The sequence below is a fragment of the Roseateles sp. GW821-FHT02E12 genome, from assembly GCF_059421665.1.
Genome location: NZ_JBWKVK010000001.1, coordinates 1,868,760 through 1,894,032 on the forward strand (window position 1 = coordinate 1,868,760; position 25,273 = coordinate 1,894,032).

The 25,273-nt window shown below is 69.0% G+C and carries 23 protein-coding genes; 10 read left to right on the top strand and 13 right to left on the bottom strand.

Going from position 1 to position 25,273, the window contains the following annotated elements; all coding sequences use genetic code 11:
• Positions 1–7: 7 nt before the first annotated feature.
• Together AC07V5_RS08910 and AC07V5_RS08915 are read right to left on the bottom strand one after the other, a co-directional pair.
• Positions 8–421, bottom strand: coding sequence for a response regulator transcription factor (locus AC07V5_RS08910; RefSeq protein ID WP_495115286.1), 414 nt, complete (start codon positions 419–421; stop codon positions 8–10).
• A 137-nt stretch (positions 422–558) separates the two neighbouring features.
• Positions 559–888, bottom strand: a complete 330-nt coding sequence (locus AC07V5_RS08915; RefSeq protein WP_495115287.1) for a BON domain-containing protein — start codon at positions 886–888, stop codon at positions 559–561.
• 192 nt (positions 889–1,080) lie between these two features.
• On the opposite strand from AC07V5_RS08915, the gene AC07V5_RS08920 reads away from it, so the two are divergent.
• Positions 1,081–1,731: a response regulator gene (locus AC07V5_RS08920; protein ID WP_495115669.1), complete on the top strand. Its 651-nt coding sequence runs from the start codon at positions 1,081–1,083 to the stop codon at positions 1,729–1,731.
• Here the strand turns inward: AC07V5_RS08920 and AC07V5_RS08925 are convergent.
• A complete protein-coding gene (locus AC07V5_RS08925; RefSeq protein ID WP_495115288.1) occupies positions 1,725–1,922 on the bottom strand; it encodes a hypothetical protein in 198 nt (65 codons plus the stop codon). The genes AC07V5_RS08920 and AC07V5_RS08925 overlap by 7 nt on opposite strands.
• A gap of 128 nt (positions 1,923–2,050) precedes the next feature.
• On the opposite strand from AC07V5_RS08925, the gene AC07V5_RS08930 reads away from it, so the two are divergent.
• Entirely contained in the window at positions 2,051–2,833 is a 783-nt protein-coding gene (locus AC07V5_RS08930) for a substrate-binding periplasmic protein (RefSeq protein WP_495115289.1), read from the top strand.
• Here the strand turns inward: AC07V5_RS08930 and AC07V5_RS08935 are convergent, their stop codons facing one another.
• The 6 genes from AC07V5_RS08935 to AC07V5_RS08960 form a co-directional block, all read right to left on the bottom strand.
• Positions 2,834–4,420: an acyl-CoA dehydrogenase family protein gene (locus AC07V5_RS08935; RefSeq protein ID WP_495115290.1), complete on the bottom strand. Its 1,587-nt coding sequence runs from the start codon at positions 4,418–4,420 to the stop codon at positions 2,834–2,836.
• 2 nt (positions 4,421–4,422) lie between these two features.
• Positions 4,423–5,580 carry a GGDEF domain-containing protein gene (locus AC07V5_RS08940; protein ID WP_495115291.1) on the bottom strand — a complete coding sequence of 386 codons (1,158 nt, stop codon included), beginning with the start codon at positions 5,578–5,580 and terminating at the stop codon, positions 4,423–4,425.
• 139 nt (positions 5,581–5,719) lie between these two features.
• Entirely contained in the window at positions 5,720–6,184 is a 465-nt protein-coding gene (locus AC07V5_RS08945) for a CreA family protein (RefSeq protein WP_495115292.1), read from the bottom strand.
• 9 nt (positions 6,185–6,193) lie between these two features.
• Positions 6,194–7,309, bottom strand: coding sequence for a lactonase family protein (locus AC07V5_RS08950; protein WP_495115293.1), 1,116 nt, complete (start codon positions 7,307–7,309; stop codon positions 6,194–6,196).
• Positions 7,309–8,604, bottom strand: a complete 1,296-nt coding sequence (locus tag AC07V5_RS08955; protein WP_495115294.1) for an alanine racemase — start codon at positions 8,602–8,604, stop codon at positions 7,309–7,311. The genes AC07V5_RS08950 and AC07V5_RS08955 overlap by 1 nt, the downstream gene beginning before the upstream one ends.
• 10 nt (positions 8,605–8,614) lie before the next feature.
• Positions 8,615–9,520, bottom strand: a complete 906-nt coding sequence (locus AC07V5_RS08960) for a diacylglycerol/lipid kinase family protein (protein ID WP_495115295.1) — start codon at positions 9,518–9,520, stop codon at positions 8,615–8,617.
• A gap of 123 nt (positions 9,521–9,643) precedes the next feature.
• Here AC07V5_RS08960 and AC07V5_RS08965 point away from each other — a divergent pair, with 123 nt between their 5' ends.
• Positions 9,644–10,834, top strand: coding sequence for a GGDEF domain-containing protein (locus AC07V5_RS08965; protein WP_495115296.1), 1,191 nt, complete (start codon positions 9,644–9,646; stop codon positions 10,832–10,834).
• Positions 10,835–10,844: 10 nt separating this feature from the next.
• Here AC07V5_RS08965 and AC07V5_RS08970 read toward each other — a convergent pair whose 3' ends face one another.
• Positions 10,845–11,441 (bottom strand): YdeI/OmpD-associated family protein, encoded by a 597-nt coding sequence (locus AC07V5_RS08970; RefSeq protein WP_495115297.1) that lies wholly within the window; start codon positions 11,439–11,441, stop codon positions 10,845–10,847.
• Positions 11,442–11,443: 2 nt separating this feature from the next.
• Entirely contained in the window at positions 11,444–12,025 is a 582-nt protein-coding gene (locus AC07V5_RS08975) for a TMEM175 family protein (RefSeq protein WP_495115298.1), read from the bottom strand.
• Between the two features lie 71 nt (positions 12,026–12,096).
• Between AC07V5_RS08975 and AC07V5_RS08980 the strand changes: the two genes are divergently transcribed.
• A complete protein-coding gene (locus AC07V5_RS08980) occupies positions 12,097–13,080 on the top strand; it encodes a transglycosylase SLT domain-containing protein (RefSeq protein ID WP_495115299.1) in 984 nt (327 codons plus the stop codon).
• A gap of 123 nt (positions 13,081–13,203) precedes the next feature.
• A complete protein-coding gene (locus tag AC07V5_RS08985; RefSeq protein ID WP_495115300.1) occupies positions 13,204–14,355 on the top strand; it encodes a GGDEF domain-containing protein in 1,152 nt (383 codons plus the stop codon).
• A 6-nt stretch (positions 14,356–14,361) separates the two neighbouring features.
• Here AC07V5_RS08985 and icmF read toward each other — a convergent pair whose 3' ends face one another.
• A complete protein-coding gene (icmF, locus tag AC07V5_RS08990) occupies positions 14,362–17,652 on the bottom strand; it encodes a fused isobutyryl-CoA mutase/GTPase IcmF (protein ID WP_495115301.1) in 3,291 nt (1,096 codons plus the stop codon).
• A 150-nt stretch (positions 17,653–17,802) separates the two neighbouring features.
• Here icmF and AC07V5_RS08995 point away from each other — a divergent pair, with 150 nt between their 5' ends.
• On the top strand, positions 17,803–19,782 hold the full coding sequence (locus AC07V5_RS08995) for an OPT family oligopeptide transporter (RefSeq protein WP_495115302.1): 1,980 nt from the start codon (positions 17,803–17,805) through the stop codon (positions 19,780–19,782).
• A 3-nt stretch (positions 19,783–19,785) separates the two neighbouring features.
• Here the strand turns inward: AC07V5_RS08995 and AC07V5_RS09000 are convergent, their stop codons facing one another.
• Positions 19,786–20,469, bottom strand: a complete 684-nt coding sequence (locus tag AC07V5_RS09000; protein WP_495115303.1) for a Bax inhibitor-1/YccA family protein — start codon at positions 20,467–20,469, stop codon at positions 19,786–19,788.
• Positions 20,470–20,575: 106 nt separating this feature from the next.
• Between AC07V5_RS09000 and AC07V5_RS09005 the strand changes: the two genes are divergently transcribed.
• The 4 genes from AC07V5_RS09005 to aceK all read left to right on the top strand — a co-directional run bounded on the left by AC07V5_RS09005 (position 20,576) and on the right by aceK (position 25,210).
• A complete protein-coding gene (locus AC07V5_RS09005; RefSeq protein WP_495115304.1) occupies positions 20,576–21,472 on the top strand; it encodes a LysR family transcriptional regulator in 897 nt (298 codons plus the stop codon).
• A gap of 96 nt (positions 21,473–21,568) precedes the next feature.
• Positions 21,569–22,747: an isovaleryl-CoA dehydrogenase gene (locus tag AC07V5_RS09010; RefSeq protein WP_495115305.1), complete on the top strand. Its 1,179-nt coding sequence runs from the start codon at positions 21,569–21,571 to the stop codon at positions 22,745–22,747.
• Between the two features lie 23 nt (positions 22,748–22,770).
• A complete protein-coding gene (gene can / locus AC07V5_RS09015) occupies positions 22,771–23,445 on the top strand; it encodes a carbonate dehydratase (RefSeq protein WP_495115306.1) in 675 nt (224 codons plus the stop codon).
• 13 nt (positions 23,446–23,458) lie between these two features.
• Positions 23,459–25,210, top strand: a complete 1,752-nt coding sequence (gene aceK / locus AC07V5_RS09020) for a bifunctional isocitrate dehydrogenase kinase/phosphatase (RefSeq protein ID WP_495115307.1) — start codon at positions 23,459–23,461, stop codon at positions 25,208–25,210.
• Positions 25,211–25,273: the final 63 nt, after the last annotated feature.

Consider the following 25,273-nt stretch of genomic DNA (forward strand, 5'->3'; position numbering starts at 1 on the left):
CAGCCGCTCAACTGGTCGCGGCTGCAGAGCGGGCTGCTGTGGCATGTTCAGCCAGTTCGGCGCAGTAGCTGATCAGGTCATCCAGCTCGCGGCTCTTGTCGAAGACGCGTTCAGCGCCGAGGCTGGCACAGCGACGGCGCATTTCCTCGGTGGCGTAGTTGGTCAGCACGACGCGCCGTGCCCGCAAGCCCAGCTGCTGGGCCGCCTGCAGCACGCCCAGCCCTGTGCCGGAGCGCAGGAACACGTCGACGATGAAGAGATCGGCATTGGCGTCGGGGTCTCGCTTCATCCAGCGCACCGCGCTGGCCTCGTCGGCCACCGACCCGACCACCTCCACCTGGGCCAGCTCCTCCAGCGTCGCGATGAGGTTCTCAAGGATCACCGGACTGTCTTCAACGATGAAGGCTTTGAGTGCTGGCATGGCCCGACGACTGCGGTGGGGAGTTTGAGGCTGAAGTATGGACTGCTTCGGCCCCGGGCCGGCAGTGCCGGGAGCGCGTCGCGCTGTAGGACTTGTCCTAGGAGCCTGCCTTCTGCCGCGCAGGCTCCTGCGCGCGCTCAGGAGCCTTGACGCACGGCGATGTCGTTGCGCACGGCCACGACACCGGAGGTTTCGCGGGCCAGCTTCTCGGCCATCGACTTTTCCTCATACGACTTGGCGAAGCCCGACAGCTGCACCGTGCCCTTCAGCGTCTCGACGCTGATTGCCATGGCGCTGACGGTGGGGTCGGCGGCGAACTTGGCCTTGACGCGGGTGGTCAGCGCGGTGTCATCGACGTAGGCGCCGACGGTTTCCTGGTTGCGGGTGACGGCGCAGCCGCTGGTGGTGGCCAGCGTGGCGACGAGGGCAGTGGCGACGGCAGCAGTCAGGATGGACTTGTTGAACATTTGGAATCTCCTGTGGGTGGGCGACTTCAGGAGTCGCTGGAGTCACTATCGCGCTCGGCCAGACGCGGGGGCATAGTCCCGCAGCGCGGTCCCATGTCGGACGCGGCTGTCGGCGATGTAGGACAGGAGCCCCTGCCGGCCACTGCCCCGGACTGCTACGCTGACAGCCACTCTTTGCACAAAGCCCTCACCATGATCCGCATCGGCATCGTCGACGACCACGCCATCGTGCGCACCGGCCTGCGCCAGTACCTCTCCGACCACGTCGACCTGCGTGTCACCGGCGAAGGATCGAGCGGCCACGATGCGCTGGAGATGGCGCGCGGTGGCGAGGTGGACGTGCTACTGCTGGACATCTCCATGCCCGACCAGAGCGGCGTGGATGCGTTGGCGGCCATCAAGGCGCGGTTCCCGGAGCTGCCCGTGCTGATCCTCAGCGGCTTCCCCGAGGCGCACTACGCGACGACGCTACTGCGCCAGGGTGCGAGCGGCTACCTGAACAAGGAATGCGACCCCGAGGAGATCGCCAACGCGATCCGCCTGGTGTCGCGGGGCCGGCGCTACATCAGCCCGGCGGTGGCCGAGCAACTGGCCGACAGCGTCGCCAGCGGCTCGGGCGGCGGCGCGGCCCAGGACAAGCCCCTGCACGAGGCGCTGTCCGAGCGCGAGTTCCAGGTCTTCCTGCGGCTGGCCAAGGGCGAGACCGTGGGCCACATCGCCGAGGCCTTGTTCCTCAGCGTGAAGACCGTCAGCACCTACCGCACGCGCGTGCTCGAGAAGCTCAAGCTACAGACCAACAGTGATCTGACCTACTACGCGCTGAAGAACGGGCTGATTCAGTAACGCGTCGGGCCGCTGTCGCCGGGCAGGTCATCGACCACCAGCGTCCAGGGCAGCGCGGATTCATAACCCAGCTCCGGGTCGGCGGCCGCCGTCACGGCGGGCGCCCACCAGCGCGTCAAGGTGGCCAGCAGGGGCCGCGCGACGCTGGTTTCGAAGGCGGGGTTCTGAGGCAGCTGTGCGTCGAAGGTCATGGAACGGCTCCGGGCTTGGGTGTGGCCTTGAGCATCAACGAGGCTGCCGCGGGTGCGTATCGGCGGGCGGCGCAGTGGCGTGTCGGAGCCGGCTGACAAAAGCGCTAGCTGGCCCAAGAATGCGGCCCGTGACTTCGCCTCTCGTCCTGCTCCGCCTCGGCTTGATCTGCCTGGCGCTGGCCGCCTCGCCGGCGTGGGCCTGTGAACTGCGCGTGCGCTGGAACGATGATCCGCCCTACAGCATGCGCACCCCTTCGGGTGCAATCACCGGGCTCAACGTGGAGCTGGTGGAGCAAAGCCTGGCACGCCTAGGCTGCAAGGCCCGATGGCTGGAGCTGCCCTGGGCCCGGGCGCTCGTCGAGCTGGAAGCGGGGCGGCTGGATGTGCTGCCCGGTGGCCTGCGTCGACCCGAGCGCGAGGCCTATGCCTACTTCGTGTCCAGGCATGTCTTGTCGCAGAACCGCCTTTTTGTGCGGCAGGTTGATCGGGCGCGTATCGGTGCCGCCACCACGCTGCGCGAGGTGCTGCGGCCGGGCCTGCGCCTGGGGGCGCAGATCGGCGTGGTCTACGGGCCGGAGTACGCCGAACTGCTGACACAGCCGGGCTTTCGTGCCGGGCTGACACAGGTCGCCTCGCGGCGCAGCCTGTGGCAGATGCTGGCCCTGGGCCGGGTGGACGGTGTGCTGGCCAGCGAGGCTTCGGCACGCTGGGAGCTGGCGCAGCTGGGCTGGCAGGCCCGCATCGTGGCGACCGACGTGATCCTGTCCAACGAACCGGCCTTCGTGCTGATCAGCAAGCGCTCGATGGATGCTGCCTGGGCGCAGCGCTACCAGGAGGCCAGCGAAGCGCTGGAGGCCGACGGCACGACGGCGCGCATCGTGCACAAATACTTTGGCGACTCGGCGCCGTGATCAGGCCGCCAGCGCGGTGGCCAGGATCTGCGCGGCCTGCGGTACGGCCTGGGTGCCGACGAGCCGGCCGTCGCCGCTGAAGCGTGTCGCGATGAAGGCATCGGCCGCGATGGTGGACGACTGCTCGCGCATCAGCACGCCTTGGGCGCACAGCACCAGGCCTTGCGCCACGCGGCGTCCTTGAGCTTCCAGGGCGGCGGGGTCGCCGGTCAGCAGGCGGCGCAGCTGGCGTGCCTCGGCTTGCACGGGTATATCGGAGCTGGCGGCGAATTCGTCGAGCAGGGCCAGTGCCACATCCGGCTCGCGGGCCACGGCGCGCAGCACGTCCAGCGCCATGACATTGCCCGAGCCCTCCCAGATGGAGTTGACCGGGGCCTCGCGGTACAGGCGCGCCAGCACGCCGTCTTCGACGTAGCCGTTGCCGCCCAGCAGCTCCATGGCCTCGCCGGTGCATTCGATGGCGCGCTTGCAGACCCAGAGCTTGGCGGCCGGCGTCATCAGCCGCTGCCAGGCGGGCTCGTTGTTCTCGAAGCCGCGCGCCAGGCGCAGCATCAGCCGCATCGCGGCCTCGCTTTCCAGCGCCAGGTCGGCCAGCACGGTCTGCATCAGTGGCTGCTCGGCCAGGTGGCGCCCGAAGGCCGAGCGCTCGCGAGCGTTGTGCAGTGCTTGCACAAAGCCGGTACGCAGCAGGGCCGCGCTGCCGATGACGCAGTTCAGCCGCGTGTAGCCGGCCATCTCGATCAACGTCGGGATACCGCGGCCCTCGTCGCCCAGGCGCTGCGCCCAGGCGCCGTGGAACTCGACCTCGCTGCTCGCGTTGCTGCGGTTGCCGAGCTTGTCCTTGAGCCGCATCACGTGGACGGCGTTGCGCGCGCCGTCTGGCGTGTAGCGCGGCAGCCAGAAGCAGGTCGGGCCAGCCTCGGTGCGGGCCAGCACGAGATGGGCGTCGCTGCTGGGTGCCGAGAAGAACCACTTGTGGCCGGTGATGGCGTAGCTGCCGTCGGCTTGGCGTGCTGCTTCGGTCGTCACGCGGCGCAGGTCGGAGCCGCCCTGCTTCTCGGTCATGCCCATGCCGACCCAGATCGAGGCTTTGTCGGCGATGGTGGCCTCGCGCGGGTCGTGCTCGCGGCTGAAGAACTTGTCGCGCAGGGGGGCGAAGAGTTCGGGCTGCCTGGCCAGCACGGGGATCGCGGCCTGGGTCATCGTTGCCGGGCACAGCGACCCGGCCTCGACCTGGCCGTGCAGATAGCAGCCGGCCGCGAACTGTGTCCAGCGGCCGGGCGTGTCGGTCGCGAAGACGCCGGCCACCAGGCCCTGGCGGCGGTACATCGCGAGCAGCGCGTGCCAGGCCGGGTGGAAGTCGACGAGGTCGATGCGGCGGCCGCGGGCGTCGAGCTGGCGCAGCTGCGGCCCGTGGCGGTTGGCGTCGCGCGCGAGCTGCGCGGTCTCGGTGCTGCCGAGCTCGGCGCCGTAGCGGGTCAGCGGTTCGACGGCCTGGGGTGCGGCTTCTCGCACCGCGGCCAGCAGGGCCGGGTCCGTGCCCAGCAGGTTGTGGCCAACCCAGTCGTCGACGAGGTTGTCCTGCATGCTCAGTCCGCCACGCCCGGTTCGGCCATCAATTGCCCGCGGCCGGCGCGCTTGGCTTCGTAGAGCGCGGTCTCGGCACGCAGTTGCAGGTCGGCCAGGCCCCGGTCGCCCGGGCGCAGCTTGGCCCAGCCGGCACTGAAGGACAGGCTCATGCCCAGCTCGGCCGGTGCGCGCTCGGCCAGCGCCGTGCGCAGGCGCAGGTCCAGCGCCTGCGGGCCCTCGGGCAGGCAGCGGGCCATCAGCACGCCGAACTGTTGGCCGGCCAGCCGCCCGGCCAGGTCGCCCAGGCGCATCTGGGCCTGCACGCAGCTGGCGAACAAGGCCAGCGCGCGGTCGGCGAAGTCGATGTCGTGCTCGGCCCGCAGGGTCTCGAAGTCGTCCAGGTCCAGCACGACCAGGGCCAGCGGCTCGTCGTAGCGGCGGGCCATCGAGATCAGGTCCACCGAGCGCCCGGTGAACGCGGCGTTGTCTGTCAGGCCGGTCAGGCCGTCGGTCTGGGCCAGGCGCGCGAGCTCGGCCTCGATCTGGCCGCGCCAGGCCAGCAGCAGCATGGGCAGGGCCAGCAGCAGCGCGAGCTGGCCGGTCAGGGCGAGCAGCAGGTCGGGCGAAGGCGAAGGGCTGCCGAACAGCGTGACGGCGGCGCGGCACAGCATGGCCGCCAGCAACGGCAGCACGGCGGTCAGGCCGAGCAGCCGCCAGCGCCGGCTGTTCAGGCCCTGCACCACGGTGTTGCGGCCCGGCAGGGTCAGCGCGACGCCCAGCCACGCGAGCTGGGCGCCCAGCACGACGTCGGCCAGCGTCTGCGCGCTGGCACGGTCGCCCCACAGCAGCGCATGGCCGGCGCCCAGGACCAGCGGCGCTGCCGCCATGAGCCAGCGCCCGGGCCGCGGTGTCAGCCACAGGCCCAGCGCCCACCACAGCGCCGACAAGCCCAGGCTGACGGCCGCCATGCCCGCGCTGTGCAGGCCGTGCGGCGCGGTGAAGCGCCCGCCCACGGCCGGGCTCAGCAGGGCCAGGCCCAGGGCCAGGGCCGCCATGCCGACCTGGGCCCAGCGCCCGCCGGCGTTGGCGCCGCGCCAGCCGATCAGCGTGATCAGCACCAGCGCGGCCGCCAGTGCCTGCATCGGCATCAGCGCGAACAGGGCTTCCGTGAATGTCATGCGTGTGGCTCCCGGTTTGCGGGCCGAGCGCTGGGCCGCTCCCGAGCCGGCCCGCGTTGGCGATGTGCTTGCCGGTCAATCCGGCAAGCATCGCCGTCCCCTCGGGGGACCGGCCAAGGTACTCCTTGGACGAGGGGTGTCATTTCTTGACCGGGATGGGGGTCTCGCGGCTCACCGGGACCGCAGTGACGCTGTTTTGCGGCGAGCCGTCGACGAGGCGGTCGGAGTAGGTCAGATAGACGAGCGTGTTGCGCGCCGGGTCGACGAGGCGAACGATGCGCAACCGCTTGAAGATCAGGGAGATGCGCTCGTTGAAAACCTCTTCCTGGCGCGGCAGGGCCTGGTTGATGACGATCGGCCCTACCTGGCGGCAGGCGATGGAGGCTTCGGATTTGTCCTCGGCCAGGCCGATGGCGCCCTTGATGCCGCCCGTCTTGGCGCGCGACACATAGCAGGTCACGCCTTGCACCTTGGGGTCGTCATGCGCATCGACGACGACCTTGTGGTCGGGCCCGATGAGCTTGAAGGCGGTGTCGACCGAACCGATGGGTTCGGCGCGGGCCAGCGCCGTTGCGGCGAGCAGCAGGAAGACGGCGTGTTTCATCGGGGCAGTCTAGAGCGAACAGGCCCCGGCCGGGCTGGGCACTGCCGTCTGCCGCCCGGTGAAGCGCGGCTGCTCGGGGCGCCCCAGGTCGAAGTGGCTGAGCTGGTCGCTGCGCTGGTTGCACACGTAGAGATGGCGGCCGGCGCGGCAGGCGCTGCGCGGGTAGCTGCCGTGCACCCAGTGGTGGTCCAGCAGGCGCGGCCTGCGCGGCTGGGCCAGGGAGATGACGGCCAGGCTGTCGTGCAGGCGGTTCAGCGCGTACAGGTGGCGGCCGCCGGGCGCGACGAGCAGGTCGGACGCGTAGTTGGTGCCGGCAAAGCCGTCGGGCAGCACGGAGATTTCATCGAGCAGGCGCGGGCCGGCGTCGGTCAGCTCGACGGTGGACAGCGTGGACGACTCCTCCTGCAGCACGTAGACCCAGCGCGGGTCTTCGGGGTGGAAGGCGAAGTGCCGCGGGCCGGAGCCTGGGCTGAGGGCGAGTTCCTTTGCAGCAACGTTGGGCGCGCCGGCAGCAAGCGGCCAGACGAGCAGTCGGTCGAGGCCCAGGTCGGTGCCGAGCAGCCAGCGGCCGTCGGGGCTGGCCTGGATCATGTGGGCGTGCGCTGCGTCGTGGCCGCTGTTGGCCTGGCTGCCGGGCGGTGCCTTTGCGGCCCGCTGCGGGCCGGGGCGGCAGTCGGGGCCGGCGCAGCTTGGCCAGCTTTGGGCATCGCCCAGGCGGCCGTCGGCCTGCAGCGCCAGGGCGGCGAAACGGGCGTCGCCGTAGTGGGCGACCCAGGCGTGGCCTGCGCTCACCGAGAGATGTGCCGGGCTGCGCCCGCCGCTGGGCAGGCGCTGCAGCAGGGCGAGCCGGCCGGCGTCGTCCTGCGTGTAGATGGCAATGTGGTCGCCGCCTTCCTCGGCGGCGTAGACATGCCCGCCGTGGGCTGCCAGCCAGCTCGGGCTGTTGGCGTTGGGGGTGACTCCGAGGGGCTTCAACGCGCCGTCCGCGGCGATGGCGAAGCTGTACAAGCCCTGGCCCTGAGGCGCGTAGGTGCCGACATGCAGGTAACGGACGGCGGAGGAGGTAGCGGCGGTGGCGGGCATCAAGGCGGCGGCGGACAGGCTCAGCAGGTGGCGGCGGTTCATCAGGAGAACTGTGTGGTGATGGCATCGACGACGCGGTCGTCCTCGTCAACGACGGCCATCCAGGCCCATTTGTCGAAGGTGGTGCAGGGGTGAGACGGCCCCAGCGCGACGCGCTCGCCGACCGCGGGGCCGTCGCATTCGGCCGGGTCCCAGCGCAGATAGGCATGCTGGTCGTTCAGGCCGGTCACGCGCCAACCCGCTGGCGCCTTCGTCCGCTCGGCGCCCTGCAGATGCCAGACCGGCAGCGGCCAGCCGGCGTCGAAGGACAGGTCGCGCCGGCCCGCGTTCAGCAGCGCCAGGCCCGGCTCGGGGCAGGACAGCACCTGGGTCCAGACTTCCAGCGCCGGCTGCAGGCTGGGCGAACTGAGTGGCGTGCCCATGCGCTCGTCCATGGTCTTCATGTAGCGGCCGTAGTGCTCGTGGTCGTGGCAGACATAGCAGCCCGAGCGCAGCAGGCCCAGGCGCTTGGAGCCGCCGGCCAGCACGGGCGCGACGAGGTCGAAAGCAGCCGAGCCGCCACCGCTGAGCCATAGCGGCTGGGCGTCGGCGTCGAGCAGGCCTTCGGTGTCGATGGCATCCAGCAGCCCCTGGAGGCGTGACTGCCATTGCTGCATCAGCGCGACGTCGGGCTCGCTTTCGCCCTTGATCTGCAGACCCTCGTAGAAGCCGACGCCGCGCAGGCGCAGCGCTGGGTGGGTCTTGAGTGCGCGGGCCAGCGCCAGCGCCGGTGCGTGCTCGCGCACACCGCAACGCGAGGTGCCGAGTTCGACCAGCACATCGATGCGGGCTTCATCGCCGCCAAGCTGCGCCCAGTGCGCGGCGATCAGGTCGAGTTGGGCCTGCGAGTCGACAAAGAAAGCCATCTCCAGGCCGGGATGGCGGCGGCGCAGGTCGAGCAGCTCGGCCAGTTCGGTGGCGCTGATGACCTGGTTGGCGATCAAGGCCCGCTGAGCGCCCGCGGCCAAGCCCAGGCGCAGCTGATGCACGTTGGCAAACGTCAGGCCCCAGGCGCCGGCATCGAGCTGGCGGCGGAACAGCTGCGGGCTCATCGTCGTCTTGCCGTGCGGCGCCAACTGCACGCCGCGTTCGGACGCGAAGCGCTGCATCCAGGCGATGTTGTGGGCCAGCGCCTGCTGGCGCACGACGGCCAGCGGTACGGGCATGTCGTGCAGGGCCCAGCCGCGTTGCGCCACGTCGGCCAGCGCGACTGGCGGCTGCAGCGCCGGAAAGCCCTTCAGCCAGGGGCCCAGCCAGCCGGCGCGTGGGGTGCTGTGGTCGTCTTGCTCGTGATCCATGCCGGCATCATCAGCGAACGACGCTGAGGGCTTGCGGCAGCACGCGTACCGAGATGTCTGTGGCTGATAGCAGCGGTTCGCCATCCACAGCCAGCGGCACGGGCATGGTGCTGGTCAGGCGCAGGGACTTGAAGCGCGTGAGTGCAACCTTGCCATGGCGCAGATGCAGCCCGGTCAGCAGCAGCGGCATCATGGCCAGCGCACCTAGGCGGCCGAAGGCGCCAACGCGCAGCAGCTGCAGCTCGCCGTCGTCGATGCGCGCGCCGGGTGCTGCGGGCATGCCGCTGCCGTAGCTCGGCGTGTTCAGGCTGGAGGCGAACAGCAGCGGGCCGTCGTGCAGCAGCTGGCCGTCGGCCTCGACGCGCAGCGGGTAGACGCGCAGCCGGGCGATCTCGGTCAGCGTGGCCCACAGATAGCGCGGCTGGCCGCGCAGCCAGTTGGGCGCGGCCTGGGCGCGGATGGCGATGGCCCCGTCGAAGCCGGCCGTCAGGCTGGACATGAAGAGCTGGGCGCCACCCGTGTTCGTCGTGATCTCGCCGAGGTCCATCGTCGTGGCCGGCGCGCGCTGCGCATGGGCCAGAGCCTCGCGCCAGCCCATGCGGGCCAGGCCGAGGGCGCGGGCCAGGTCGTTACCGGTGCCGCCGGGCAGCAGGGCGAGCTGCAGCTTGCGGGCGACCAGGGCCGGCAGCAGTTGGTGCACGGTGCCGTCGCCACCGGCCACGATGACGCGGCTGCCTTCGGGCAAGGCCAGCAGGCGCTGGCGCGCGGCGGCCACGTTCTCGGGCAGCACCAGCGGCACCTGGGGCAGGGCCTCGCGCAGGGGTTGGGCCAGGGCGGCGCAGCGGCCGTTGGCGGCATGCGGGTTCAACAGGCACAGCGCGGGCATCAAGGCCGGTGTCAGGGCAGGGGCGATCACGTCAGTCATTGGAGCCGCAGGTGTGGCCCCGCGCCATCGGCGCAGACCCTGGCGGCGCGCGGCGCCGGCCCTGCCTACACTGGGCGTTACAAGTCATCACAATAAACGAGGCGCCGCTCGCGCATGTCGCTGCACGTCCCCACCCTGGTGCTGATGCTCGTCGTCGGCTTCGGCCTGCTGACGCTGCAGCTGTGGATGGCCGGTCGCGGCGCACTCAGCCGCGGCGAACTCAAGCGCCTGGGCTGGGCGGGGCTGGCCTTCTGCATCGGCTTTGCGTTCTTTGCGCTGCGGCCCTGGCTGCCGGGCTGGGCCGTGCTGCTGGGCGGCAACTGGCTGCTGATGGCAGGCCTGGCGGGCTTTGCGTCGGCCGTGTCGCGGCATCTGCTGAACCGCGGGCTGCCGGTCTGGCATCACTGGCTGCTGTTGGCCGCGGCGCTGGCTGTGCCGGCGGTGCTTGACGTGTCGGGGCCGGTGCGCGCCGGCGCGATGTCGGCGGCCATGGGCGTACTGCTGCTGCCGTCCACCATCGCCGCGCTGCGCCTGGGCTGGCGCGCCGAGATGAGTTTTCGCGTCGTCTCGCTGATGCTGCTGCTGGCAAGCCTGGCGCTGTGGCTGCGTGTGGGTGTTGCCGCCTCGTGGCTGCGTGCCCGGCCGGTGGACCCCGAGCCCTGGCAGACCTGGAGCGGCGCCATCTTCATGCTGGCCTTCATGGCCGTGCTGGCGGCGGGCTTCGGCTTCGTGCTGGCCAACTTCGAGCGCATGGCCAGCCAGATGCGCAAGCTCGCCAGCGTCGACGGCCTGACCGGTGCGGTCAACCACAACACCACGGTGTCCCTGCTGGCCCACGCAATGGAGCGCGGCCGCCGCGAAGGCCAGTCGGTCGGCTTCGTCATGCTGGACCTGGATCACTTCAAGCGCGTCAACGACCAGCACGGCCACGCCATGGGCGACCAGGTGCTGAAGGCCGTCGCGGCCTGTACGCGGGCGCGGCTGCGCAGTTCCGACGTGCTCGGGCGCCTGGGTGGCGAGGAGTTCGGCCTGGTGCTGCCGGCCACCGGCGCGGTCGGCGCCAAGCATCTGGCCGAGCAGGTGCGCCTGGCCGTGGAGGCGCTGGAGCTGCGGGGCGACGGCGGCCGGCCGCTGCGCGTGACGCTGTCGGCCGGCGTTGCCGAGGCGGCGCGCGAAGACACGCCGGAGACGCTGATGCACCTGGCCGACAAGGCGCTCTACCAGGCCAAGCAGAAAGGCCGAAACCGTGTCGTGGTGGCCGATGACTGGATGCGCAACTCGACGCTGCAGTCGGTGATCGGCTAGCGAAGCTGCCCTAACAGTTCTCGTATTTCCAGTTCCGCGACTTGCCCTCGGCCAGCCATTCCACGGCCTGGGCGACGCGTTTGGCGCGCGTCTCCTCGCGCTTGGCCTCCAGCACCCACTCCAGGTAGTCGCGCTGCTTGCTGGGCGGGAAGGCGTCGTAGTGCTGCTTGGCGGCCTTGGTCTTGGCCAGCGCGGCGGCAAAGTCGGCGGGCATCTCCAGCTGCGGCCGCGGCGCGCGGTCGGGCTTGGCGGCGCGCGGCGCACCGGCCTGCAGCAGCGCGGCGGCGGCCTTGATCTGCTTGCGCAGCTCGGTGCGGCTGGGCAGATCGGCCACGGACGTGATGCGGCCGAAATCGCCCATCGCCCCCGGCTCGCCCGGCGCCGCGCCCTCGCGCTCCCAGAAGCCGAAGGCGCAGTGCGCCTTGAACGCCGACATGCCGGCCAGCAGCTTGCCATCGAGCGTGAAGTGGGGCCGGCTCCACTTGATCGTCTCGACGACGTCGGGGCAGGCGGCATGCACGTCCTCGCGCAGCCGCGTCAGGATCGGCAGCGCGAACTCGGGTACGCCGGCCAGGTAGGCGTCGATGCGGGGGTCGAGCGTGGGCATGGTCACTCGCTCCTGTTCAAGTGGTGTTCGATGCGGCGGTCCGGGATCAGCCACAGCGCCGCGGCGATGGCATAACCGGCCAGCGACAGGCCCACGTGCACGAAGGCCAGCGCGATGGAGGCCAGGTAGATGACCGGCGAGATCTTGCCCTTCCAGTCCTTGCCCAGCGCCAGCGCCAGCACGGTGTTGTTGCCGGGGATGCACAGCAGTGCGCGCTGCAGCAGCACCCAGGCCAGCGCGGCCATCACGAGCACGCCACCGTAGACGGCCACCGGCAGCGGTGCGAAGTGGTTCTCGCCCATCCAGCCGGTGGCGAACGGCAGCAGCGACAGCCAGAACAGCAGGTGCAGGTTGGGCCAGAGCACGCCGCCGTTGATTTTGTGCACGGCGTGCAGCAGATGGTGGTGGTTGTTCCAGTAGATGCCGACGTAGACGAAGCTCAGCACATAGGACAGCAGCACCGGCCACAGCGGCTTGAGGGCCTCCCAGTCGCTGCCGTGCGGCACCTTCATCTCCAGCACCATGATCGTGATGATGATGGCGATGACGCCGTCGCTGAAGGCTTCGAGGCGGGTTTTGTTCATGTGGGCATGGCGCGCTGTTCAGGCGGGCAGTCTAGACTTCCGCCCCCCGACCACCTGCTCCGTACTGACCCTTGCGACGCCTGTTCCTGCTTCTGCTGTTGGCCAGTTCGACGAGTTGGGCCCAGCTGCCCTCGCTGACGCTGGAGCAGCTGCCGCGGCCGACCATGCCGCCGGGCGAGCGCGGCCCCGTCGTGCCGGCCCAGGTGGAGCGCTGGCGCCAGGACGCCAAGGCGCTGGAGTACGGCGACGGCGTCAAGCGCGACGAGGTTGCCGCCGCCAAGCTCTATTGCCGCGCCTCCCGCTATGGCGACGCCGAGGCCCAGTACAGCCTGGGCTGGATGCTGACGAATGCGCGCGGCATCCAGCGCAATGATGCCGAGGCCGCCCACATGTTCGCCGCCGCCGCCGAGCAGGGCATGCAGCAGGCGCAGAACATGCTCGATTCCATGGGTGGCACGCCCCTGGGCGACCCTCCGCCCTGCTTGCGCCCGCCCGAGACTGACCTGCCCGTGGCCGTGGCGCCGGTGCCTGCGCGCGGCGCCAAGCCTGTTTCGCTGTGGGCCACGCTGCCGCTGCCGCCCCACGCGCCGCCCGCGGTCGTCAACTACGTGAAGTTGCTGGCACCCGAGTACCAGCTCGCACCCGCCCTGGTGCTCGCGGTGATGGCCCAGGAGTCCAACTTCGATCCGCTGGCCGAGTCGCCCAAGAAGGCGCAAGGCTTGATGCAGCTCATGCCCGACACGGCGTTGCGCTTCAAGGTCACCAGGCTGCGCGACCCCTCGCAGAACATCCGCGCCGGCATGGCCTACCTGCGCTGGCTGCTGGCCTATTTCGAGGGCGATGTGATGCTCGCGCTGGCCGGATACAACGCTGGCGAGAAGGCCGTGGACCGCTACCTCGGCGTGCCGCCCTATGCCGAGACGCGGCTGTACGTGCGCAAGATCATGGCCGCCACGGGCGGGCAGCGCCTGCATCCTTTTGACGCCAGCCAGACGCCGCCGTCGCCGATGGTGCTGCGGGTGAAGTCGGCCATGCAGGCCCTGCAGCCGCGCTGAACGCCGCCCGGCTGCAGGTATAAGCCCTTCGGCCGTGAGATAAATCATGGCTTCCACACGCCGCGCACCGGCCGGGCGGCGTGATGCAGGCATCGTGCGGACTGCGACCCAACTCGACCTCAAATGGAACCCCTGCACGCCGACACGCTGCTGCGCGTCTACCAGCTCGTCACGACGATGCTGGCGCTGGCGACGCTGGGCGGAGCCTGGCATCTGAAGTCGGAGCGATCGCTGTGGTTCTGGGCCGGTGCCTTCGCGGCCGCCGCGCTGACGCAGCTGGCGCGTGCCATCGCCATCACGCTGGACGCGCCGCGCACCTTCTGGGTCATCGGCCATCTCGGCGGGTTGCTGTCGGCCCTGCTGCTGCTGCTGGGGCTGCGCGTCTACCTGGGCCTGCCGCTGCGCTGCCGGTGGCCCATCGTCTTTGCCGCGCTGGTGGGCGTTGGCTCCTTCACGCTGACGGCCTGGACCGGCGTGTTCTGGCCCTCGCTGACGCTGACGCTGCTGGCCACCGCGGCGCTGACCGCGCCGGCCGCGCATGCCGCCCTGAAGGCCTGGCAAGCGCAGCACGGATTCCCGCTGCTGCTGCTGGCGGGCGACCTCATCGTCAGCGCCGTCGTCGAGGTGGCGCGCGGCCTGGCCGTCAGCCCGCTGATCGCGGCCAACCGTGACCAGCTGACGCAGTACAACGCCATCGGCCTGCTCGTGACGGTCGGCCTCGTCATCGGCCAGGCCCTGGCCATGTTGCTGCTGTTGCAGGACCGCGCGCTGCGCCAGATCGAGCGACTGATCGAGGTCGACGTGCTGACCGGCCTGCTGAACCGGCGCGGCTTCGACGAGAGGCTGCGCCGCCTGCTGCAGCGCGGCGCCGCCCACCCGCCCGTGCTGGCTCTGTTGGACGTGGACCACTTGAAGCGCATCAACGACACCCATGGCCACGCGGTGGGCGACGCCGTGCTCAGCGGCATTGGCGAGCGGTTGCGCGACACCCTGAGGCCGCTGGACCTGGCCGTGCGCCTGGGCGGCGAGGAGTTCGCCGTCATCTGGGTGCAGCCCGAGGCCGGTGGCGAGGCCCGCCTGGGCGAGCGGCTGCGCGAGGCCGTGGGCGCCGAGGCCTTCGCGACCACGGCCGGCCCGCTGGCGGTGACCGTCAGCGTCGGCGTGGCGCGGGCGCATGGCGCCAACGAGGCGCCCGAGGCCGTGTTCAGCCGCGCCGATGCGGCGCTCTACGAGGCCAAGCGGTCCGGGCGGGATCGCGTGGAGCTCGCCGCCTGAGCGGGCTTACATGCTGCGGCGGTACTGGCCACCCACCTCGAAGAGGGCACCGGTGATCTGGCCCAGCGAGCACACGCGCACGGCTTCCATCAGCACGTCGAACACGTTCTTGTTCTCGATGACGGCCTGCTGAAGCCTGGCCAGCATGGCCGGCGCCTCGGCCGCGTGGCGGTCCTGGAACTCGGCCAGGCGCGTCAGCTGCGATTGCTTTTCTTCGTCGGTCGAACGTGCCAGTTCGATGTGTTCCGGCACCGTCTCGCCATTCGGGTTGCGGAAGGTGTTGACGCCGATGATGGGGTACTCGCCGGTGTGCTTGAGCATCTCGTAGTGCATCGACTCCTCCTGGATGCGGCCACGCTGGTAGCCGGTCTCCATGGCGCCGAGCACGCCACCACGTTCGCTGATGCGCTCGAACTCGGTCAGCACCGCCTCTTCGACCAGCTCGGTCAGCTCGTCGATGATGAAGGCGCCCTGTGACGGGTTCTCGTTCTTGGCCAGGCCCCACTCGCGGTTGATGACGAGCTGGATGGCCATCGCGCGGCGCACGCTCTCGTCAGTGGGCGTCGTGATCGCCTCGTCGTAGGCGTTGGTGTGCAGCGAGTTGCAGTTGTCGTAGACGGCGATCAGTGCCTGCAGCGTGGTGCGGATGTCGTTGAAGGCGATCTCCTGCGCGTGCAGGCTGCGGCCCGAGGTCTGCACGTGGTACTTCAGTTTCTGGCTGCGCTCGTTGGCGCCATAGCGGTCGCGCATCGAGATGGCCCAGATACGGCGGGCGACGCGGCCGAGCACTGTGTACTCGGGGTCCATGCCGTTGCTGAAGAAGAAGCTCAGGTTGGGCGCAAAGTCGTCGATGTGCATGCCGCGCGCGAGGTACGCCTCCACGAAGGTGAAGCCGTTCGACAGCGTCAGCGCGAGCTGGCTGATCGGGTTCGCGCCCGCTTCAGCGATGTGATAACCCGAGATCGACACCGAGTAGAAGTTGCGCACGTTGTGATGCACGAAGTACTCGGCGATGTCGCCCATCACCTTCAGCGAGAACTCGGTCGAGAAGATGCAGGTGTTCTGGCCCTGGTCTTCCTTCAGGATGTCGGCCTGCACGGTGCCGCGCACATTGGCCAGCACCCAGTCCTTGATCTTGGCGGCTTCGTCGGCTGTTGGCTCGCGGCCGTTGTCGGTGCGGAACTTGGCCAGGTTCTGGTCGATGGCCGTGTTCATGAACATGGCCAAGATCGACGGCGCCGGGCCGTTGATCGTCATGGACACGCTGGTGGTCGGGCTGCACAGGTCGAAGCCGTCGTACAGCACCTTCATGTCGTCCAGCGTCGCGATGCTGACGCCGGAGTTGCCCACCTTGCCGTAGATGTCGGGCCGCGGCGCGGGGTCGGCGCCGTAGAGCGTCACCGAGTCGAAGGCCGTGGACAGGCGCTTGGCGGGCATGCCCTCGCTGACCAGCTTGAAGCGGCGGTTGGTGCGGAAGGCATCGCCTTCGCCGGCGAACATGCGCGTCGGGTCCTCGCCCTCGCGCTTGAAGGCGAACACGCCGGCGGCGTAGGGGAAGCTGCCGGGCACGTTTTCCAGCATCAGCCACTTCAGCAGCTCGCCGTGGCACTCGTAGCCCGGCAGCACGACCTTGCGGATCTTGGTGCCCGAGAGGCTCTGCGTGACCAGCGCGGTACGGATCTCCTTGTCGCGGATCTTCACGACGTACTCGTCGCCGGCATAGGCCTTGACCATGTCGGGCCATTGCTGGAGCAGCTGGCGAGCGTCGCCGTCGAGCTTGGCCTTGCGCTGCTCGGCAAGGTCGCCCAGCGCCGTGCGGGCACCGTTCTTGTCGGGGTTGGCGGCCTCCAGCATGGCGCGGCTGGCTTCCAGCTGCTGGATCTCGCGGGCCAGCGTCGCCTGCTTGCGGGCGCGGGCCTTGTACGAGCGCACGGTGTCGCTGATGTCGGCCAGGTAGCGCACGCGGCCGGCCGGCACGATGGGGGTCTGGTGGGTGCTGTGGCGCGTGTCGACGCGCGGCAGGCGGCCTTCGCTGAAGGGGATGCCCAGGTCGGCCAGGCGAACCTTGAGCGCCTGGTACAGCGCCGTCACGCCGTCGTCGTTGAAGCGGCTGGCCATGGTGCCGAAGACGGGCATGGTGTCCGGCATCACCGTGAAGGCTTCGCGGTTGCGCTGCACCTGCTTGCTCACATCGCGCAGCGCATCCAGCGAGCCCTTGCGGTCGAACTTGTTGATGGCGACGAACTCGGCGAAGTCCAGCATGTCGATCTTCTCGAGCTGGCTGGCAGCGCCGAACTCGGGCGTCATCACGTACATCGGCACATTGACCAGCGGCACGATGGCCGCGTCGCCCTGGCCGATGCCGGAGGTCTCGACGATGACGAGGTCGAAGCCCGCAATCTTGGCCGCGGCGATGACGTCGGGCAGGGCGGGGGAGATTTCCGAGCCGAAGTCACGCGTCGCCAGCGAGCGCATGAACACGCGTGCGCCCTGGCCCCAGGGCGAGATGGCGTTCATGCGGATGCGGTCGCCCAGCAGGGCGCCGCCGCTCTTGCGGCGCGACGGGTCGATGGAAATGAGGGCCACGCGCAGCGCATCGCCCTGATCCAGGCGCAGGCGGCGGATCAGCTCGTCGGTCAGGCTGGACTTGCCGGCGCCGCCGGTGCCGGTGATGCCGAGGACCGGCGTCTTGATGGTCTTGGCCTGCTCCCGCAGCGCATCGACGATCGCCGCGTCAGCCTTGCCGTTCTCCAGCGCGGTGAGCAACTGGGCCAGCGAGCGCCAGGCGGCTTCCGAGTGGCCGGTGATGGCGGACAGGTTCTGCGGCGCGTAGACACTGAAGTCCTGGTCGGCCTTCATGACCATCTCGCCGATCATCCCTTGCAGGCCCATGCGCTGGCCGTCCTCGGGGCTGAAGATGCGCACGCCATGCTCGGCCAGCTCGCGGATCTCGGCCGGCACGATGACGCCGCCGCCGCCGCCAAACACCTGGATGTGCTCGCCGCCGCGCTCCTTCAGCAACTGCACCATGTACTTGAAGTACTCGACGTGCCCGCCCTGGTAGGAGCTGATGGCGATGCCCTGGGCATCCTCCTGCAGCGCCGCGGTGACGACCTCGTCCACCGAGCGGTTGTGCCCGAGGTGGATGACCTCCGTACCCATGCCTTGCAGGATGCGCCGCATGATGTTGATGGCAGCGTCATGCCCGTCAAACAGGCTGGCGGCGGTGACGAAACGGACCTTGTGGGTCGGGCGGTACTCGGCCAGTGCCTTGTAGTCAGCGGCGAGATCGGTCATGGGCTTGTCTCCTTGATCGGCCGGGATTTTAGGTCGCCAATTGACGTTAACGTCAATTGAGCGTGTCGCTAGGGTTATCCGGGCACGAATCCTGTGCAAGCTGCCGCGATGATGCGCGCCTCGCCCACCCGGCGTTCGCACCCTCCAAGCATGAGCACCTCATCGCCCACCGCCACGCCCGAACTGGGCACGGAACTTACCCTGCGCGGCATCGTGCTGGGCATCCTGATCACGCTGGTCTTCACGGCCGCCAACGTCTATTTCGGCCTCAAGGCCGGCTTGACATTCGCGACGTCGATCCCCGCCGCCGTCATCTCGATGGCCCTGCTGCGCCGCGCCGCGGGCAATTCCATCGGCGAAACCAACATCGTGCAGACCATCGCGTCCTCCGCGGGCACGCTGTCGTCCATCATCTTCGTGCTGCCCGGCCTGGTCATGATCGGCTGGTGGAGTGGCTTCCCGTACTGGATGTCGACGACCTTGTGCGCCCTTGGCGGCGTGCTGGGCGTCATGTACTCCATCCCGCTGCGCCGCGCGCTCGTCACGAATTCGCCGTTGCCCTACCCGGAGGGCGTGGCCTGTGCCGAGGTGCTGAAGGTCGGCCACGCCAGTGACAGTGGCGAGGGCAGCCGCCAGGGGCTGGCGGCCATCGTCGTCGGCAGCGTCGTGTCGGCGGGCTTCAGCATCGTCATCGCGACCCAGTTGTTCGCGGCCAACCTGGCGCAGTACTTCCGCCTGCCCGGCGGCGAGAAAAGTGGCACGACGGGTTACGACCTGAACTTCAGCTTCGCGCTGCTGGCCGTGGGCCACCTCGTCGGCCTTTGGGTGGGCGTCGCCATCCTGGTGGGTGCCTGCATCGCCTGGCTGGGCGGCGTGCCCTATCTGACGTCGGGCGTCGACGGCGCCGCCGAGGCGGTGGCGCTGTTCGCCTGGAGCAAGAAGGTGCGCTTCATTGGCGCCGGCTGCATCGCCGTCGCGGCCATCTGGACGCTGGTGAAGCTGGCCAAGCCGGTTGTCGCCGGCCTGCACTCGGCCGCCATGTCCGCCCGCGTGCGCAAGGCCGGCAAGGCCGACACGCTGCCGCGCAACGAGCAGGACATCCCCATCGGCACGGTGGGTCTCATCACGCTGGCCTGCATGCTGCCCATCGGCTTCATGCTGTCCAGCTTCGCCACGTCGGCGGGCCTGGGCGACCAGCTCGGCCTGCTCGTCGTCGGCGGCGTCGTCTACGTCGTGCTGATGAGCTTCTTCGTCGCCGCGGTGTGCGGCTACATGGCCGGCCTGATCGGCTCGTCCAACAGCCCGCTGTCGGGCGTGGGCATCCTGGTCGTCATCGGCGTGTCGCTGCTGCTGGCTTTCGTCGTGAAGCCGCTGCTGCCGCCCTCCACGGGCCAGGCTCTGGTCGCGTTCGCGCTCTTCGTCACGGCCGTCGTGTTCGCCGTCGCGACGATTTCCAACGACAACCTGCAGGACCTGAAGACCGGCCAGCTCGTCGACGCGACGCCCTGGCGCCAGCAGGTGGCGCTCATCATCGGCGTCGTCGCGGGCGCCATCGTCATCCCGCCGGTGCTGGACCTGCTCAACCAGGCCTACGGCTTCGCCGGCGCGCCGGGTGTCGATCCGAAGAAGGCATTGGCCGCCCCGCAGGCCGCGCTGATCTCGGCGCTGGCCAAGGGCGTCATCCAGGGCGACCTGAACTGGAACCTCATCGGCATTGGCGGCCTGATCGGCGTGGCCTGCATCGTCGTCGACGAGGTCATGAAGCGTGCCTCCGGCGGCAAGGCCCACCTCGCGCCGCTGGCGGTGGGCCTGGGCATCTACCTGCCCATGAACAGCACGCTGATGATCGTCATCGGCGCCGTGGCCGGCTGGTGGTTCGACCGCCGCGCTTCCTACAAGCGTGACCCCGAAGCCACCAAGCAACTCGGCGTGCTGCTGGCCTCCGGGCTCATCGTCGGCGAGAGCCTGCTGGGCGTCATCCTGGCCGCCATCGTCGTGTTCTCCGGCAACGGCGCGCCGCTGGCCCTGGTGGGTGACAGCTTCGCGACGGCAGGCCAGGTGCTGGGGCTCCTGGCCTTCGCGGGCATCGGCGTCGGCCTTTACCGCTGGCTGCTCAGCAAGCAGCCTTGAGCATCAATCGTCCGAGCCGGCAAAGCCGAACAAGTGCAGCAGGCTCGTGAACAGATTGAAGATGGATACGAACAGGCTGACGGTGGCGAGCACGTAGTTCGTTTCACCGCCGTCCACGATCTGCTTGGTCTCGAACAGGATCAGGCCGGCCGACAGCAGGGCTACGACGGCGGAGACCGTCAGCGCCAGCGCGGGGATCTGGAAGAAGATCGCAGCCAGGCCGGCGAGCATGGCCACCACCATGCCAGCGAACAGGAAGCCGCCCATCCAAGACAGGTCGCGCTTGGTCGTCGTCGCGTAAGCCGACAGCGCCAGGAACACGGCACCCGTGGCGCCCAGTGCCAGCATCACGGCTTGGCCGCCCGAGGGCAGGGCCAGCGTGCGCGTCAGCAAGGGGCCGAGCGTCCAGCCCATGAAGCCAGTCAGCGCGAAGACGAGGCCGACGGCCATGCCGCTGTTCTTCAGCTTGTGGATGCCGAACAGCAGGCCGAAGTAGGCCACCAGCGTCAGGATGATGCCGGGCGAGGGCAGGCTGAAGGCAACGGCGGCCCAGGCAATGGCCGCGCTGAACAGCAGCGTCATCGACAGCAGCGCATAGGTGTTGCGCAGCACGCGGTGGGCGGTGCCGCGGTCGACCGCGCCGCCATAGGGCATCGCGATCGCGTGGGTGCGGGGTTGGTTTTGCATGAGGGCCTCCTGAGCCGTCGACAAGGAACGCCAGACTAGACTTTCAAGAGGCCAAGAAAAAGCAGAAAATCAAGAAGCAATACTTCCGAGTAACTTGGGGTTATCAATGAGCTTGAGCTTCAGCTACCGCCACCTCTACTACTTCTGGGCCGTGGCCAAGGAGGGCGGGTTGACGCGCGCCGCCGAGAAGCTGGGCCTGTCCGTGCAGACCGTGTCGACGCAGGTTCGCGAGCTGGAGCAGGCTCTTGGTGCGGCGCTGCTGAAGCCGGCGGGCCGGGGGCTGACGCTGACCGAGGCCGGCATCGCAGCGTTGGAGCAGGCCGAGCAGATCTTCCAGATCGGCGAGACCCTGCCCGAGCGGGTGCGGGACGCCGCCACGGCGCCGACGATGCGGCTGGCGGTGGGCATCTCCGACGGGCTGCCCAAGCTGGTCGCGCAGCGCCTGCTCGCGCCCATCCTCGACACGCCGCAGCTGCGCCTGCTCTGCCACGAGGACGAATTCGACGATCTGCTCGGCGACCTGGCCCTGCACCGGCTCGACGTGGTGCTGGCCGACCGCCCTGCGCCGACGAACCCGAATCTGCGCGTCTACAGCCATTCGCTGGGCAGCTCGCCAGTGGCCTGGTATGCCCACCCGCGCTGGGCTGCCGCGGCGGCGCGCGACTTCCCAGCCTCACTGGCCGACGTGCCGCTGCTGCTGCCCACCTCGCACGCGGCCCTGCGCCCGCGGCTGGACCATTGGCTGACCGACCTGGGCCTGCGCCCGCGGGTGACCGGTGAGTTCGAGGACAGCGCGTTGCTGGCCACCTTCGGCAGCGAGGGGCTGGGTGTGTTCCCCGCCGCGACCGCGGTGGACGACGCGCTGACCGGCCGCTACGGGCTGGTGAACGTCGGCGCTGCCGAAGGCGTCGTCGAGCAGTTCTACGCCGTGGGCACGGACAAGAAGATCAGCCACCCGTTGGTGCGCCGGTTGCTGCCTCAGCCTGCAGATGCAGCGGGTTGATCGGGGCGCGCTTGCTACAGTTGACGTTTACGTCAATCAAAGCGCCCGCGACCTCTGAACAACGGGGTATCGACCTGGCGCACAGGAGACCTTCCCATGAATCTGCCCGGCCTCAACTTCCAACTCGGCGAAGACATCGACGCGCTGCGCGACGCGGTGCGCGCCTTTGCCGATGAAGAGATCGCTCCGCGCGCGGCCGAGATCGACCGCAGCGACCAGTTCCCCATGGACCTGTGGCGCAAGATGGGCGACCTGGGCGTGCTGGGTATCACCGTGCCCGAGCAATACGGCGGCGCCGACATGGGCTACCTGGCGCACATGATCGCGATGGAAGAGATCAGCCGCGCGAGCGCGTCGGTTGGCCTCAGCTACGGCGCGCACAGCAACCTGTGCGTGAACCAGATCAAGCGCAACGGCAACGACGCGCAGCGCGCCAAGTACCTGCCCAAGCTGATCAGTGGCGAACACGTCGGCGCGCTGGCCATGAGCGAGCCGGGCGCGGGCTCTGACGTCCTGAGCATGAAGCTCAAGGCCGAGGACAAGGGCGGCGTCTACCTGCTCAACGGCAACAAGATGTGGATCACCAACGGCCCCGATGCCGACACGCTGGTGGTCTATGCCAAGACCGAGCCCGAACTGGGCGCACGCGGCGTGACGGCCTTCCTGATCGAGAAGGGCATGAAGGGTTTCAGCATCGCGCAGAAGCTCGACAAGCTCGGCATGCGCGGCTCGCACACGGGCGAGCTGGTGTTCCAGGACGTCGAAGTGCCGGCCGAGAACGTGCTGGGTGCGGTGAACGGCGGCGCCAAGGTGCTGATGTCGGGCCTGGACTACGAGCGCGCCGTGCTGACCGGCGGGCCGCTGGGCATCATGCAGAGCGTCATGGACAACGTCGTGCCCTACATCCACGACCGCAAGCAGTTCGGCCAGAGCATCGGTGAGTTCCAGCTCATCCAGGGCAAGGTGGCCGACATGTACACCGTGCTGCAGGCCGCGCGCAGCTTTGCCTACACCGTGGCCAAGAACCTCGACATGCTGGGCGCCGAGCACGTGCGACAGGTGCGCAAGGACTGCGCCTCGGTCATTCTGTGGACAGCCGAGAAGGCGACCTGGATGGCCGGCGAGGGCGTGCAGATCTTTGGTGGCAATGGCTATATCAACGAGTACCCGCTGGGCCGTTTGTGGCGTGACGCGAAGCTTTACGAAATCGGCGCGGGCACCAGCGAGATCCGCCGCATGCTGATCGGCCGCGAGCTCTTTGCAGAGACGATGTAACTGCTGATGGAGACAATGCCGGCATGACGACGACCAACCACGAACTGCAGGACCTCCTCGACAACAACAAGCGCTGGGCTGCCGAGACCGAAGCCGGTGAACCTGGCTTCTTTTCCCGCCTGCTGAAGCAGCAGACGCCGCAGTACCTCTGGATCGGCTGCGCCGACAGCCGCGTGCCGGCCAATGAGCTGGTGGACCTGCTGCCGGGCGAGCTGTTCGTGCACCGCAACGTCGCCAACGTTGTCGTGCACTCGGACCTGAACTGCCTGTCCGTCATGCAGTTCGCCGTGGACCACCTGAAGGTGCGCCACATCATCATCGTCGGCCATAGCAACTGCGGCGGTGTGCGCGCGGCGCTATACGACCTGCGCGTGGGCCTGGTGGAAAACTGGATCCGCCACGTGCAGGATGTGCGCCACATGCACAGTGACTGGCTGGACACCGTGCCCGAGCCCCGGCGTGTCGACGCGCTGTGCGAGCTGAACGTGTTGCACCAGGCACGCAACGCCTGCCACACGACGGTGGTGCAGGACGCCTGGGAGCGTGGCCAGGAGGTCGTCGTGCATGGCTGGGTCTACGGCCTGCACAACGGCTTGCTGGAAGACCTCGCGTTGACTGCCGCCAAGGCCGACGACGTCGACCCGGCCTACCGCCGGGCACTGGCCAAGGTGAAGCAGCGCTACGCCACAACGGCCTGAGTAGAGTCGGGCGATGTTCCCGACGCAGCTGACGGACTCCCGCGCCTTTGATATCGCCCAGGCCCTGCTCGGGGGCTTTGATCGCCATTACCGGCTCTTCCGCGCCACGTCCGGCGAGGCCAAGGCGCGCTTCGAGCGTGGCGACTGGCTGGGCCAGCAGCGCGCCCAGGCGCTGCGCATCGAGTTCTACGACACCCGCGTCGCCGAGGCCAGCGAGCTGCTGGAGACGTGCTTCGCGGCGTCCACGCTGCCGATGGAAGTCTGGCAGCAGGTCAAGCTGCACTACATCGGCCTGCTGACCAACCACCACCAGCCCGAGCTGGCCGAGACCTTCTTCAACTCGGTGTGCACGCGCATCCTGCACCACGCCTACTTTCACAACGATTTCATCTTCGTGCGGCCGGCCATCTCGACCGAGTACATCGAGAACGACGAGCCCGCCGCGCTGCCGACCTACCGGGCCTACTACCCGACGCCGGCGACGCTGCGCGACACCCTCGCGCGTGTCATCACCAACTTCCAGCTCGAAGGCGAGTTCGTCGACCTGAGGCGCGACGTCGACCGTGTGCTGGCCGCCGTCACGCGCCAGCTGGGCGACTTCCGCTGGCGCGCCAACTTCCAGCTGCAGGTGCTGTCCAGCCTGTTCTTTCGGAACAAGGGCGCCTACGTGGTCGGCAAGATCATCAACGGCTTCACCGAGACGCCGTTCGCGCTGCCCATCCTGCGCCGCGAGAGCGACGGCCGCTTCTTTATCGACGCCGCGCTGTTCGGCGAGGACGACCTGCTCGCCCTCTTCAGTTTCGCCCGCGCCTACTTCCTCGTCGACATGGAGGTGCCCAGCGCCTTCGTCGCCTTCCTGCGGTCGATGATGCCGCGCAAGCCCCGCTCCGAGACCTACTCGGCGCTGGGCCTGCAGAAGCAGGGCAAGAACCTCTTCTACCGGGACTTCCGCGACCACCTGCGACACAGCAGCGACAAGTTCCGCATCGCACCGGGCATCAAGGGCATGGTGATGCTGGTGTTCGACCTGCCGAGCTACCCGTTCGTGTTCAAGGTCATCAAGGACTTCTACCCGCCGCAGAAGGACACGACGCGCGAGCTGATCCAGGCCAAGTACCTGCTCGTGAAGGCCCACGACCGCGTGGGCCGCATGGCCGACACGCTGGAGTACACCCGCGTCGCCTTCCCGCGCCACCGCTTCGAGGATGAGCTGATCGCGGAACTCAGGCACTTCTGCCCCAGCCTGATCGAAGAGACGGGCGACGACCTCGTCATCCGCCACCTCTACATCGAGCGCCGCATGGTGCCGCTGAACATCTACCTGAAGGACGCGACGCCCGAGCAGGTGGAGCGCGTTGTCATCGAGTACGGCAACGCCATCAAGGACCTGGTGGCCGCCAACATCTTCCCCGGCGACATGCTGTGGAAGAACTTCGGCGTGACCCGCCACGGCAAGGTCGTGTTCTACGACTACGACGAGATCGAGTACCTCACCGACTGCAACTTCCGCCGCGTGCCCGAGCCGCGCAACGAGGAGGAGGAGATGTCAGGCGAGGTCTGGTACACCGTCGCGCCGCGCGACGTCTTCCCCGAGACCTTCGCGCCGTTCCTGCTTGGCGACCCCCAGGTGCGCGACTGCTTCATGCGCCACCACGCCGACCTGCTGGATGCGAGCTTCTGGCAGGGCCACAAGGAGCGCATCCTGGCGGGGCATGTGCACGACGTGTTTCCCTACGACCCGGCACGGCGGTTCGCCGCCGGTTGAACCGAAGCGGCGGCGTCTGACAGACGCGGCGCCCGTTGCCCACCAACATGCATCGTCACCCTG